We start from the raw sequence: 13745 nt of genomic DNA, 5'->3' as shown, positions 1-13745 counted from the left end.
GTTGGGTCGTTGGGTCGTTGGGTCGTTGGGTCGTTGGGTCGTTGGGTCGTTGGGTCGTTGGGTCGTAACAGTGCTAGATTCCCATCATCTGTACATCACGGGAACTTTAATGAATCGTGGTATCGCTATTCTCGAGTTTTCAGCCTTTTTGAGAATCTAACGAATCCTCATGTCTCTATTTGTTATAAATCGGTAGATCTAAGTCTAATTCGGCTTAAATAGCGTGACTACGATTCGTTAGAATATAAAAATGCTGCTTAAAGAGCAAATAGCGTGACCACGATTCGTTAGAATCTAAAAATGCTGCTTAAAGAGCAAATAGCGTGACCACGATTCGTTAGAATCTCCGGACTACTGAGACTTTTCCAATAATCCGGAGCCATTCAAAGATCGATTTTCTTTTGGACGAAAAAGCGATCCCGCTTTCTCGAAAGAGAATAACGGAATCGCTTTTCCATGTATCATAGCTGGAACTCTCAACCCAAATCTCAAATCTTAAATCTTAAATCTTAAATCTTAAATTCCAACCCTCAAAGTCTTAACGTTAAAACTTGAACTGTTGAATGATTTGATTCAGACGATCTGCGCTGTCGTTTGTTTTCTGTGTTTCTTCGGCAATTCCATTCGCCTTGTTCACGACCGCATTCGTCTTGTTCGCAATCTCTTCCGTGCCGTTCGCCGAATCATTGTTGGAGACCGAAATCTCGTTGATCGCTTGGGCCAGATTTTGAACGGAAGCGCTCAACTCTTCGCTCGTTGCACTGAACTCGGACACCAGGCGGTCCATATAAGTCGCGTCATTCAGATACGACTCGCTCGTTTTGGTCATCATGGCATAGTCTTCCGCAATATTGCCTGCCAGCAGATCGACAAGACGCTGGGTGAAGTTCTGCAGATTGCTTACGGAATCCGTGACGTTGCCGGTGATCATTTGAATTTGTCCGACCGTATTTTTGGAAGCGTCGGCCAATTTACGAATTTCTTCGGCGACTACAGCGAATCCTCTGCCGGCTTCTCCGGCTCTTGCGGCTTCGATCGAAGCGTTGAGCGCGAGCAGATTCGTCTGCTTCGTAATCTGCAGGATGGATTCGCTCAATTCTTTGATTCTATCGACCGACTTGGATTTTTCCAATGCTTCATCCAAGCCCGATTTCACTTCAGTGTATACCGTCGACGTCTCTGCAATCGACTTTTCCAATGCAGACTTCAGATCGCCTGCGCGCTTACTGATGACTGCCGCTTCTTCCGCACCTTCTTGAGAGCCTTTGGCAATCGATTCGATCGCTTTTTCAAACTCGTTCGTAGAAGCGTTGATCTGCTGTGCCGACGCCGCTGTTTCCTCCATACCCGCCGACATATTTTCCGTCGTGGCCGATACATCCTGCAGTTCTTTGTCTATATCTGTAAACATAGAGTACACGGTATTGGATACTTCTTTGAGATAGGTAGATTCTTGATTAACCGATTGAATAACGTTCTTGGTATTCTCATGCATCTTGTTCATCGAACGAATCAGTACGCCGGTCTCTCCGACACTGTTTTCATATTTCTGTGAGAGCACTTGGGAGAAGTCTCCTTGGGACATAATCTCCAACTGCTCGGACGCTACCCGGATCGGTCGAACAATACTGCGTACTACCAGGAAAAGAACGAATAAGGCGATAAGCAGAACCGCAGCCGTAATCACGATCATTGTCGTCAAAATGCTGTACAAGTTGTCCATATAGCTGCTTACCGGCAGGAAAGTGACCACATTCATTTTGAGTACATCGTCTTTGACGAAAGAAGCCAAGTACCGGACTCCATCGATCGTGGCATAGCCTGTCCCGTTTTCGGCCGCGGAAAGCTGCTGCATGCCCCCTTCGTTGTCGAGCTGGGTAAAATCTGTTTTAAGTATCTGATCTGCATTATGCGATGCGATGACCATTCCTTTTTCATCCGTAACGACCGTAGTCATAATCTGTTCGTTTTCTTTTTTTGTAATCTTTTCCAGCAGAACATTTACATTCAGAGGGAGTGCAAATATGCTCAATATTTGATCGGTCTCAGGATCTTTGACAGGTGCCGCAATCACAATAGCAGGAAGACCCGTGACCGGCGAAGTCTGCAAATCACCTATAACTAAATTGCCGCTGTCCAAAACCGGCCGGTACCATGGTGAAGTCGAGGACATATCCGTACCATGGGAGACGCCGTTTAGGCCATCCACGTACACTTTGTCTTGATAAGTGAAAAAGATGTTCTCATACAAGCCGTTTGAAGCACTTAACTTTTCATTAAGATTGTTTTGGATACGAGTAAAATCCGTTTCCGAAGCTGTACCCGTTTCATTCAACCTTTTGAAAAAGTCGACATTAAATAGTTCTGTAGAAATCGCGTTGACTACGTCCTGCTGACCCGCAACGACCATCTGAAGCTCCGTCGCTTTCTCATCGGCTACCATTGTCAAAGAATCGGTATTGATCTTCTCATAGGACCGAGTGCTCATAAATCCTACCGCCACAGTAGACACAACCATGGCCAAAACGATACATAAAGCAGTGATCGACAATATTCGTAACAGCAAGCTTTCTGTCAATCTTCGAAATAATTTCATCGCAGTAATGAGCTCCTCTAATTTAAAGTTTTAATAAACAATCGCGATCAAGCTGCAATTCAATCTATCAAATCAATCATTTGAATCCGAAAGTAAATTTGAAGGAATTGCAGTGCCTTTTGAACTTCTTGAACAAATGGTTTCGGTACAACCTCTCTTTCTCAGCTGCTGATTCTTTAGTACTGGTCCTTTATCACTACATGCTCGTATCTATTTTTCGGTTTTTTTAATGAAAGTATGTATAGCTGCTTGAGTGAAAGCACACAAAAATATCCGATTTTCGCTGCAGCAGCGAAATCCGGATATCCAACTTTGAAAACGATATACTTTATTCCTTGTTTTTCTTTAATTATTTTTTGTCACTTTTTTCATCATTTATTTTTTCATTACTTTTTCCAGTCTTACCTTCAATACATCTCCGGCTTGTCCTCCGAACACAACCAATCCATCTTCCGGCAGTATGGCTGTATTTGATCCGCTTGCGGCTGAAAGATTTACGAGTGTCCCGTCGGCCTTATAAACCACAAATCCTGCATCCTGAGGCAGATCAACTTTCAGTGTTCTGCCTGCCGCACTCGCCGGTATTTTGAACCAGCGCACACTGCCGGAGGCCGGAATCGTGATCTTCGACATGCGCCCCGTATACAGCGGAGTAACGGCGTCTTCGCTGATATAGGTTCGACCGTCCGCCTGAAGATATTCAATGCCGTCCTGTCGGGAGAACTCCAGATCGAACGCGTCTCGCCCGTTCATAACGGGAATCTCGACAGCATTCACTGCACGATCGGCACTCTCAATCTTCGTCCCATTGGCGTAGCCGCCTTCTTTTTCGAATGCAATCTTTTTCGTCAGAAACGAAGGCGCAAGGTAGAACAGTGAATTAATCTTCTCGTCAACTGCATAATAAGTCCTGCCGTCACGCTTCGACCAAGCTGCAGCTGTCGCTTCGTCCAGCGGATTGTCCTCCAGCTTCTGAGCTTCATAGAAAGCCATTCGCGCCTGCCCGATACCCGGAATTTCGATATGGCTGCGAATGCGCATATACGTATGTCCGTTGGTCTGTTCATCAAAGCCTAACACTGTACGGCCGTCTTCGCTCGTAAATTCATTATTTCCGGTATAGATGTAATTCTGCTCCGGAATCATGCCGCTCATCAGCACAGGCATTGAAATCTTGCCTTCCTTAAACGAAATGCGGCGCGTCTCTCCCACGGTTCCGTACAAGCCTTCGTAATCGTTCATCTTTTTCGGCATATCCTGCTTCACCGGTTTCTCAAAGTTTGCTTCCGGCAGAATCTTCGAGATCCTGCCGCTCTGCTTCAAGTATTCCAGCAGCACATTGGTCGCTGCCGTCGTATTAAATATGGACGAACCGCCCGAAGTCAGAAAGGCAATCGAAATATCGTCATCAGGCAGCGTGATCAATGCGGAGTGGTACATAATCGTATCTCCACCTTTTGTCGCTGCGCGAATACCGTAATCGCCGAACGGGTCCAGATCGACAGAATCCCAACCAAGTCCATAGCCGAACACATTTTTCGTATCGGGCACCCACACCCCCTTGCGGTATTCCGGCTGCAGCATCGCTTCTGCGGAAGCTTTGGACAGCAGCTCCGGATGCTTGCCACTGAGCAGCTCCGATACTTTCGTCAGCTCTTCTGCTGTCGCGTAAAGGCCGCCTGTACCGAGAATATTCGCGTTTTCCGGTGGCAGAGCTTGTTCAATACCCGGGAAGTGAATCGGTTCCAGCTGCGCACGATCAAATTCATTCATCGGTGTCTTGGTGTAGGATAGCGACAGCGGCTTGCTGAAATTCCGGTCCAGAAAATCGCTGTAGCTCATCCCACTTACCCGCTCGACCAGCAGCTCCAGCAGTTGGAAGCCGTCGTTGGCATATACGGAATATTCGCCAGGATCCGACTTGAGCTGCTGTACGCTCAGATTGTTCAGCAGCTGCTCATAGTTCTGAGCATCGTTATCGCCAAGCAGCATGCTGTTCTTGTAATGCGAACCGTACAGGCCCGCCGAGTGGTTCATCAGCATACGCGTCGTGATCATCTTATACCGCTCGTCTGCCATGCGAAAATCCGGTATGTAATCGGTCAGCGGACGATCAATATCGATCTTCCCGCTGTCCGCCAGCATCATCGCAGAAGCCGTTACATACATCTTGCTCACTGACCCAATTCCGAACATGCTGTTCCGGTCAATTTCCTGCTTACTCCCACTGTCGTCCAATGTTAATCCACCCGACAGCACAATCTCCCCACTGTCGCGGATTGCATACTGCACACCGGTGACGCCGTAATTGTCCATCAGCGCTTGCGCCATCTCTTTCGCCTTGGCCTGTGCAGCATTTTGTGCTGCAGCCGGAGACTTTTGTTCTGATGCCGCCAGTGCTGGTGCTGCTGCCGTTTGTGTCGATGATGTTGGTGCCGTTGGTGCTGATGCCATCAGCGCTGGTACCGTTGGTGTCGATGCCGTGGATGTCGATGATTCCGCCGCCAGTACATTTCCTCCTTGTGCCGCTGGCAAAGCCAGTAGGAGTGCCGCTATCGCAGCTGTACTGCCCTTTTTCCATTTGTTTCTCTTGTCATTTATACGATTTCTCTTGTCCTTCATATCCATTCCCCTTCCGCATTGTCGAATTCGATCCATGCGTTCAGCATAGCCGAAAGGAAAGTTCTCTATATATAAAAGCGCCGAAATGCAAAAAAAGACCCCTGAACGACATGTTCAAGAGTCTATTTCATTTGGGAAAAGGCAGCATGACCATATTGTCGAACGTCAAATGCTCCGTCTCGATCGTCATATGCCCTCCATATTTGTCGCACATCCGTTCAATATTGGTCAGTCCGAATCCATGATCTTCCGGATTGGATTTGCGGCTGTGCAGGTCGGCTACTTCCCGTTCCGTCCGGTTGCGTACGCGAATAAACAGTGCCTTCTCGCTTGAACGGATCTGGATACGGACATGACGATCTTCGGCCATTCGGATTGATTTGGAAGCTTCGACGGCATTATCCAGCATATTGCCGAGTACGACGCATAAATCATAGCGCTCGATCGGCAGCTCCGGTTCGCGCAGAGACAGCTCGGTGTCCATCCGAATGCCATTCGCCCCGGCCACGTTCAGCGCATTCGTGACCAGCGCATCGACCACAAGATTGCCGGTATTGACCCGCTGATAGGCGTTATCGATCTCATTGAGCATTGTCCGAATATGTTCCCTGGCTTCTTCGCCGCGCCCCCGTTCAATATACTCGGCCACGACAAGCAGATGCTTGTTCGTGTCGTGAATGATGCGTTTGATCTCTTTGAAGCTGTGTACCGTTTTCTCGTAATTAGCGTCTTGATAATCCATCTGGCTCTGCATCCGGTCGTTCTGAAGAGTCAACTGAAATCTTGCAATGACGGTATCGAGCATATAGACAACGAGTACGTTCAATACGATAAAGCCAAATACCGACAGGAAATAATGAATATTTTTCTCGCTGTAAAGGGTGAAGACGTTGACCAGATAGATGCTGATCAGCGGCACGCACAGAAATACTAACGAATAGCGTGATTCCAGCGGAAAACGGCGTTTTTTGACAACAAGACGGATCGCTTGAATAACCGCGAACATGACGGTGCAGCCGATCAGCAGCGTCAGAGTAAGCAGCATGCGTTCAGGTACACCGTCGGGTTTCGCCTCATGCACCTGCAGGGAGGGATGAAGCAGATAAAGCATAATCAGATTAATCAGCGTCAGCAGCACCGCGTACAGAATGGCGAACATGACTTTGAGCTTCTGTGACACCTCATACCCCTGCGCGAACAGAAATATGATCCCCAGCGCCATCAGCGAAGACGGCAGATCCGGCAGATCCCATAGCAGATAGAAGAAGGCCAGCGGCAGAAAAGCGGCAATCCAATACTTCTTGCTTGATTTGCTCCGCTCCCGGCCGAATACGGAATTGAAATAAAAGTTGATCTGTACGGCCATAACCAGCGTTGTTCCGACAACCAGCAGGATCAGCAGCGTCTGGCTCTCCATCATTCGGCCCTCGCAACCATAAATTTGGTGCAGACGTCCTTCACTTCCTTGATCTTCGAACGGCCGATCGGCAGTTCCATTCCGTTCGACATGACGACCCGACTGCCTGAGAATTTATGAACATGCGACAGATTAATGAGAATCGACCGATGAATTTGCAGGAAACGGTCTTCTTTCAATGCTTCGGCGTAGCTTGAGATCAGCCCCCGACCTTCATAAACGCTGCGGGTTGTCGTAATCCTGAGTTTGTTTTTTACGGTAAGGCTCTTAGAGGCTTCAATAGCGATAATCTCGTCCTGATGCAGCACCAGTTCGCCCTCCGCCGATTTGACGATCAGAATCTCGCGTTCTTTTTCCGAGAAATAGCGGCAGAGCTTAAGCATCTTTTCCTCAAATACATCCGGTTGAACCGGCTTGATCAAATACTGAAACGTCATCACATCGAAGCTGTCCAGCATATACTCCGCGTAACTGGTCAGAAAAATGATCTGCTCGCTCAGCCGCTTCATGTCCCGAAGCCTGCGCGCCGTCTCAATGCCGTTCAGCCCGTCCATTTCGATATCAAGCACAAGAATATGGTAAGGCTCTCCGCCTTCCGTATAATGCTTCAGCAGCTCTTCGCCCGAGGCGAAAAGCTGCGTGTCAAAGTCGATGCCCGACTTCACGGACAGATCGAGCAGCATGCGCCGGACCTCTTCCCTGCGCGGATGTTCGTCGTCGCAAACGGCGATGCGGTACATACGGCGGTCCTCCTGTACTTTTCTTTCTATTATACGGATGTATGAACATGCCGTGTCGGTAGAAAACACCTCTCTCTTCCATCCGCTATTCTGCCTCATTATAAAGCAAATCTCTGATTCCCTCCCGGATTGCTTCCGCTTGTTCCGCACTATCTGCTCTACCGGTTATATAAAGAGTTCTGCCCTGTCCCTCTTCCTCGTCCATCCATTCTTCAATGGAAGCTTCCATATTCATTCGCTCAAACTCCTTGTCGAACCAGACAAACGCAACTTTGTTCTGATCTTCAAGCGCTATGTTGGATTTGAAATTATTGTACCAAACAGCACCCACATAAATCCCTTCTTTGCTGTCTCCGATCGTTGGAACCCCTGCCGGGTAATCGTCCATCCATTCAAATCCGTCGACGGTAATTTTCACGTTAAATTCCGGACTGCGGAATAACTTCTGATAGATTTCACCTTTCACATGGATCGTTGTCGGTGTATGTGTGTACGCTTCTTCCGAACCGTTTTCGGTGATCGACATCATAGCGGGAATCTCTTTATCAATTTGTTTAGGAAACGGGTAGCTCCATAGAAAAATGCCCAAAATAAAAACCAAGGCAATCGTGAGTACATGCGTTGTTTTCATCTATTTTCCCCTTTTCCTCTATTTCATACTGCTTCGTTATCTTTTAGAACGATCTGGAGCAAGCACTCCTACCCTCTCTTGTTTAACGTTTTTAGAACCGCATCCGTCTCCTTTTTCGCATAAAAAAAGAACTTCGCCGTCAAGGCGAAGCTCCGGTTTGCTTTATATCAATCAGTACACTTTTTGTGCACTGTACTTTTTAGAGTCTTTAGCGAGCGAAATCTTTTTACCCGCTTTTTTGTATGCAGCATCGACTGTGGCATCTACAGTGATCCATTTTCCGTTCAAATAGATCTCGTTCCAAGCATGATACTCTTTCACGTAAGTTGTTTTGCCCATAACCAATTTCGTTGGGATACCCGAACTTCTCAGCATAACACCCATCAGAGAAGAATAGTCATAGCAGATTCCTTTTTTGGAAACCAGCGTGCTGTCTGCCGAAGGAAGGTAAGCGCCGCCGCTCAGTGCATTGGCTTTAGCCTGATCATAACGGACGTTGGTCACCACATATTTGTAGATCGCTTCTGCTTTGGCCCGATCTGTTTTCTTGCCGGCCGTCAGCTTCTTGGCCATCGCAACTGCTTTTTTCGAGTCTTTCCAGTTTACGTTCTGTACCGAGCCGAGGAATACCTTGGTGGAACTTTGAGCACGAAAATCTACAGAAGTGGAGCCGATTTTCTTGTAGCTTGTACCGCTGACATTTTCGAGCAGTGTCACTTCATAAGAGCCGTTACCGGATTGCAGTGGGAAGGTTTCGCTTTTTCTTGAAGCATTCAGGTCATACGTATATACGGTACTTGCTTTAGCGATCATGACTTTATGGCGCTTGGCCGTGCTGCCGCTATATTGAACCCCTACAGTCCCCTGCTGCAGAGTGGAAGTGTCGAGCCAGGAAGCGCCGGCAGCCGAAGCCGCGAAACTTGGGATGATGCAGACTATCAAACTCATAACGAGTGCAACTTTGAGAATCCATTTATACATGAACAAACTCCTTTTGGCTTTAAGCTTTGTATCGTTCGGGTAAGCCTCTCCAGCGATAAATCCTGACTTGCGATCAGGTTTGCTTTTGCCTTTTAGTTTGGTGGACGCCGTTGACTGGTTCGCGTCTCTCCTTATTTTTAACGGCATTTCGGAAGAGGCTTTAATGAGAGGATTTTCCCTTATTCTGGTTATTTGTGAACGCAAAAAAAGCCTCTTCCTAAGAAAGAGGCAAGGAGCTGCTAGGAACATAGGAATCGGCTGCTTTAATAAACCTTTTGCACACTATATTTATGGGAATCTTTGGCGAAATCAATCGTTTTACCGGCTTTTTTGTAGGCGGCATCCACTGTTGGGTCGATAATCACCCATTTATTGCCCAGGTATACTTCGTTCCAGGCATGATATTCCTTGACGTAAGAAGTATTTCCCATAACCAGCTTGGTCGGGATTCCGGAACTTCTCAACATAACGGCGACAAGGGAAGCATAATCGTAGCAAATGCCTTTTTTCGAATTCAAAGTGGCATCGGCCGAAGGAATATATACGCCGCTGACCGTTTTGGCCAGTTCATTATCGTAACTGACGTTAGATACCACATAATTGTAGATTGCCTGCACTTTTTCTTGATCCGTCTTTTTTCCGGAAGTTAGCTTTTTAGCAAGAGCCGTCGCATTTTTGGCATCTTTCCAGTTGACGTTCTGAACAGAACCCAGAAACACCTTGCTCTCGCTGTCGCTGCTCAATTCAACGGAAGTGGAGCCGATTTTCTTATAATTGGAACCGCTTGTGTTTTCAAACAGTGTAACTTCATAGGAGCCGGTGCCGGATTGCAGCGGGAATGTTTCGATCTTTTTATTGGTGTTCAGGTCGTAGGTGTACACAGTGCTTGCTTTGGTAATCATCACTTTAACTCTGGAGGAATTGTTACTGCTGTAGCTTACGCCTACCGTTCCTTGTTGAAGGTACGAAGTATCAAGCCAGGAAGCATTGATCGCAGAAGCCGATACAGGCACTGCGAACGCCGGTGCAGCACCAGCAAGCAAGCTCAGAGCGAGAGTTAGCTTAAGAATGGGTTTACGCATGGATAAAACTCCTTTCGGTAACTGGCTGCCATCCCCTTACAGGTAAGGCCCTTTAGCTTTGCGTCCCTGTCTTTCGATCAGGTTTGCCGTTTATCGTTTTAGTCTTATCTATTTAATGAAAACCCATCTGTTAATGGGGTGCCCAAGGCACAAGTAGAGATGTACACGAAAAAAGACCTATCTTCCGGCGGCTGGCTGCTATCCCCTATAGGTAAGGCCCTTTAGCTTTGCGTCCCTGTCTTTCGATCAGGTTTGCCGTTTATCGTAGAAAGCTCTCGTAGTCATATCGTATCATATAAAAGCAATTTAGCAAGCCAGATTTTCCCGAAAAATAAACGACTAAAGTCATGTTTCAAATCAAAACTAAGTATAAAGCCGACTTGCTGACTTCTAGATTACAGGCTGCTATCTTTTATATCGGTTGGCAAGCACTTTTATATAAGCATAAAAAAAAGACCACCATGATTTTTTCATGACGGTCTTTTTTGAAATTGAAAATAAATATGGAATAATTCTTATTTTGATGGTCGATTCATCCTTTAAATACTCAAAATCTCAGTTTTTCATAACGGCGTAAACGATCAAACGATGTGTAGGATCAATCAAGGGATCACATGTGATCAGCGTCAGCCCGGTCTCCCCTTCGGTAGGATCAAGCACCCATACTTCCGTTGGCTCGACAATATGAATTTTGTTTACTTCGTAATGATAGGTCTGTCCGCCTTGATCGATCTCGATTACATCGCCTACTTTGGCTTCGTTCAACCGATTGAACAAACGGCCTGTCTTATGTGCCCGATGAGCAGCCACAGCCATATTTCCTTCTACGCCGGCTATACCTGTTCCGGTCACGTGTACGGCTGCGCTTTTCATATTTTCTTTGGTAGCCCCTTCGACGATCGGGAGTTTGATGTTCAACCGATCGTACCGAATCACACCCAGGACTTGGCCTTCCTTCAAAGCGTTAGCATCAAGCTTGGCTTCTTCCGGTGCTTGGCTTTCGATTTCGCTGTTGTCTTCGCTTGCAACTTCGCCTTCGCCTTCGTCCAGCAAATTCGATAATTTCTGATAATCGGGCACAGCGCTGCTGCTCGATAGATTAGCTATATTCAGGGGCTTCAAGCTTTCGGCTTCCGCTTCTTGCAGCAGCTTCGCCTGGGCTCGATCATCCAGCCAATTGGTCACGGAAGGGTACAGCACAATGCAGAGTCCCAACAGCATGATTATGTACGACCATTTTTTCAATGCCGTTCCTCCTCTTTTCATATAACGTCGAGATTTTAAATGCTTCGCCTGATATACTTTATAACCTAAAAAGCATGATATAAAGCACGGCTGAAATCAAAAAAAACCGCCACAAAAATTCGTGGCGGTCGGACAGTACGAGCAAGCGGGGGCTTGCCGTAAAGTCCATACTTTGCAGCCCAACTTGACGATGGGTGCGAAGTTCTCGGGGAGAGAGATGTGGGGCCGCTGCAGGGTGGGGGGGAGGGGTTCTGCAGACGCGAAAAGACCGCCACATAGATTTGCGGCGGTCGGACGATCATGGCGAACTTGTCGCTTTAGATTCCTGACTTTGCGTCCCGGTCTTTCGGCCGGTTTGCGTTTCTCATAAGTCGGTTATTTAGTTACCTTGATTATAATGGAATATCCGATTTTCTGTCAATACCTTTATTTTCCGGTAAGCCGTTCAAATGCTTCTTCTACAGAAATCGTTTCTTTGTCCGCTGCTGTCCGGGCTTTGAATTCTACCCGGCCTTCTGCTGCTTCACGGCCGACTACAACGCGGTAAGGAATACCCAATAGATCGGAATCTTTGAACTTCACGCCTGCTCGTTCGTCGCGGTCATCCAGCATAACTTCGATACCTGCAGCCATAAAGCGTGCATAAAGTTCGTTCGCCAGATTCATCTGCGTTTCATCTTTGGCAGAAGCCGGAATAATGTGCACCTTCGCCGGCGCAATCTCTTCAGGCCATACAATGCCGTTATCATCGTAGTGCTGTTCGACCACTGCGGACAGAATACGCGAGATACCGATACCGTAGCATCCCATGATTGCATCCTGACGACGACCTGTTTCGTCAAGGTAAGCCGCACCGAGCTTCTCGCTGTATTTGGTACCCAGCTTGAATACATGCCCAACTTCAATACCTCGGTAGAACTTCAGCGGTCCGCTGCCGTCCGGGCTCATATCGCCTTCCGCCGCATTGCGGAAGTCGCCTACCAGATCCGCTTCGAAATCGCGGCCAGGCTTGACGTTCGCCAGATGGTAATCCGTTTCGTTAGCGCCCGCAATACCGGATTCCATAGCCTGTACTTCGCGGTCAACAAGCAGCTTCACTTTTGCCAATCCAGCCGGTCCCGCAAAACCTACCTCAGCTCCGGTCAGACGTTCGACAGCCGCATTGTCTGCCAATTCGATTCGCTCGCCTCCGAGCGCATTCAGTACTTTCGTTTCATTAAGCTCGCGATCTCCGCGCACGACTACGGCAACCGGCTGATCGTCGACCAGTACCAGCAGCGTCTTCATGAACGCCGATGCTTCGGCTCCGAAATGTGCACACAGCTGATCAATTGTGTGTACGCCCGGTGTATGAACACGGTCCATTGGAGCGATTTCCGCGTCGGATGCAGCAGGAGCTTCCCACCACATTTCGGCTTTCTCCAGGTTGGCTGCGTAAGTGCCGTTCTCGCTTACAACGATCGTATCTTCCCCGATATCAGCCAGTGCCATAAATTCATGGGTCTCCCCTTCGCCGCCGATTGCGCCCGCATCCGCCTGTACCGGACGGAAGTTCAGACCTACGCGCGTGAAAATACGGGTATAGGCATCGTACATCGCACGATACGTTTCATCGAGTTCTTCCCAGCTGCGATCGAAAGAATAAGCATCTTTCATCAGAAATTCGCGGCCCCGCAGCAGTCCGAAGCGCGGACGACGCTCATCCCGGTACTTGGTCTGGATCTGATACAACGTCATTGGAAGCTGTCGGTAAGAGTTGACCTCATCCGCGATCAGCGACGTGATGACCTCTTCATGCGTAGGACCAAGTGCGAATTCACGGCCGTGACGGTCCTTAAGACGAATCAACTCCGGACCGTATACATCGTAGCGGCCCGATTCCTGCCACAGTTCGGCTGGCTGCATGGCTGGCATCAGCAGCTCCTGTGCACCTGCACGATCCATCTCTTCGCGTACGATATCCTGTACCTTTTTCAGCACCCGGAATCCGAGCGGCAGATACGTGTACACGCCGGAAGCGAGCTGACGGATCAGACCCGCGCGCAGCATCAGCTTATGGCTGATCGCCTCGGCATCCGCCGGCGCTTCTCGCAGTGTAGGGATAAGCAGTTTGCTTTGTTTCATGGGAATCTCTCCTCTGAATGAATGGAATGAACAGACGAACCAGGAACGCAAATAAAGACGCATTCGTTAGGGACGAATGCGTCTTCGCGGTACCACCCTGGTTCCCCCGATGCGCCGAATACGAATATCCGGTTCATCAAGGCTCAAAGTCCGTTAACGGGGACGTCCGGCGGCGTATGGAGCGCCGCAGCTCGCGGGATAGGACTTCGCGCGTCTGCCGGAAATCCTCACAGCTCAAGGGATTTCTCTCTGACGGCAGCGTATGCACCGGAAGCTGCTGGCTTCGGCGCTCGCGAGGCATGGCCCC

9 protein-coding genes and 3 riboswitches are annotated in these 13745 nt (G+C 48.3%); all 9 genes read right to left on the bottom strand.

The genetic code is table 11. The features are described from left to right. Window positions 1-544: 544 nt before the first annotated feature. The 9 genes from F456_RS0115960 to F456_RS0115920 all read right to left on the bottom strand — a co-directional run bounded on the left by F456_RS0115960 (window position 545) and on the right by F456_RS0115920 (window position 13438). Window positions 545-2488, bottom strand: coding sequence for a methyl-accepting chemotaxis protein (locus F456_RS0115960; protein WP_018978054.1), 1944 nt, complete (start codon window positions 2486-2488; stop codon window positions 545-547). A gap of 483 nt (window positions 2489-2971) precedes the next feature. Then, entirely contained in the window at window positions 2972-5218 is a 2247-nt protein-coding gene (locus F456_RS0115955; RefSeq protein WP_018978053.1) for a serine hydrolase domain-containing protein, read from the bottom strand. A gap of 127 nt (window positions 5219-5345) precedes the next feature. Continuing rightward, the gene (locus tag F456_RS0115950; protein WP_026293923.1) at window positions 5346-6638 is read right to left on the bottom strand and encodes a sensor histidine kinase; all 1293 of its coding nucleotides are present in this window, start codon (window positions 6636-6638) and stop codon (window positions 5346-5348) included. Further along, window positions 6635-7375 (bottom strand): LytR/AlgR family response regulator transcription factor, encoded by a 741-nt coding sequence (locus F456_RS0115945; RefSeq protein WP_018978051.1) that lies wholly within the window; start codon window positions 7373-7375, stop codon window positions 6635-6637. The genes F456_RS0115950 and F456_RS0115945 overlap by 4 nt, the downstream gene beginning before the upstream one ends. Before the next feature lie 85 nt (window positions 7376-7460). Further along, on the bottom strand, window positions 7461-8006 hold the full coding sequence (locus F456_RS0115940) for a hypothetical protein (protein ID WP_018978050.1): 546 nt from the start codon (window positions 8004-8006) through the stop codon (window positions 7461-7463). Window positions 8007-8177: 171 nt separating this feature from the next. Continuing rightward, on the bottom strand, window positions 8178-8987 hold the full coding sequence (locus F456_RS0115935; RefSeq protein ID WP_018978049.1) for a transglutaminase-like domain-containing protein: 810 nt from the start codon (window positions 8985-8987) through the stop codon (window positions 8178-8180). Between the two features lie 263 nt (window positions 8988-9250). Further along, window positions 9251-10069 (bottom strand): transglutaminase-like domain-containing protein, encoded by an 819-nt coding sequence (locus F456_RS0115930; protein WP_018978048.1) that lies wholly within the window; start codon window positions 10067-10069, stop codon window positions 9251-9253. Between the two features lie 13 nt (window positions 10070-10082). Further along, a riboswitch (cyclic di-GMP riboswitch) is annotated at window positions 10083-10167 on the bottom strand. A gap of 85 nt (window positions 10168-10252) precedes the next feature. Then, window positions 10253-10336: riboswitch (cyclic di-GMP riboswitch) on the bottom strand. Window positions 10337-10624: 288 nt separating this feature from the next. Beyond that, complete coding sequence (locus F456_RS0115925; RefSeq protein WP_018978047.1) at window positions 10625-11314, bottom strand: class D sortase; 690 nt, start codon at window positions 11312-11314, stop codon at window positions 10625-10627. 282 nt (window positions 11315-11596) lie between these two features. Then, window positions 11597-11684, bottom strand: a riboswitch (cyclic di-GMP riboswitch). 56 nt (window positions 11685-11740) lie between these two features. Then, complete coding sequence (locus F456_RS0115920) at window positions 11741-13438, bottom strand: proline--tRNA ligase (RefSeq protein ID WP_018978046.1); 1698 nt, start codon at window positions 13436-13438, stop codon at window positions 11741-11743. Window positions 13439-13745: the final 307 nt, after the last annotated feature.

The sequence above is a fragment of the Saccharibacillus kuerlensis DSM 22868 genome, assembly GCF_000378145.1.
Classification (GTDB): domain Bacteria; phylum Bacillota; class Bacilli; order Paenibacillales; family Paenibacillaceae; genus Saccharibacillus; species Saccharibacillus kuerlensis.
Note: the sequence above shows the minus strand (reverse complement) of the source record. Positions and strands in the feature narration are given on the sequence as shown.

What these genes read in the sequence shown, in the direction of transcription:
- F456_RS0115950 (WP_026293923.1), bottom strand. Translation starts at nt 6,638, where the DNA reads ATGATGGAGAGCCAGACGCTGCTGATCCTGCTGGTTGTCGGAACAACG.
- F456_RS0115960 (WP_018978054.1), bottom strand. Translation starts at nt 2,488, where the DNA reads ATGAGCACTCGGTCCTATGAGAAGATCAATACCGATTCTTTGACAATG.
- F456_RS0115920 (WP_018978046.1), bottom strand. Translation starts at nt 13,438, where the DNA reads ATGAAACAAAGCAAACTGCTTATCCCTACACTGCGAGAAGCGCCGGCG.
- F456_RS0115935 (WP_018978049.1), bottom strand. Translation starts at nt 8,987, where the DNA reads ATGTATAAATGGATTCTCAAAGTTGCACTCGTTATGAGTTTGATAGTC.
- F456_RS0115930 (WP_018978048.1), bottom strand. Translation starts at nt 10,069, where the DNA reads ATGCGTAAACCCATTCTTAAGCTAACTCTCGCTCTGAGCTTGCTTGCT.
- F456_RS0115945 (WP_018978051.1), bottom strand. Translation starts at nt 7,375, where the DNA reads ATGTACCGCATCGCCGTTTGCGACGACGAACATCCGCGCAGGGAAGAG.
- F456_RS0115940 (WP_018978050.1), bottom strand. Translation starts at nt 8,006, where the DNA reads ATGAAAACAACGCATGTACTCACGATTGCCTTGGTTTTTATTTTGGGC.
- F456_RS0115955 (WP_018978053.1), bottom strand. Translation starts at nt 5,218, where the DNA reads ATGAAGGACAAGAGAAATCGTATAAATGACAAGAGAAACAAATGGAAA.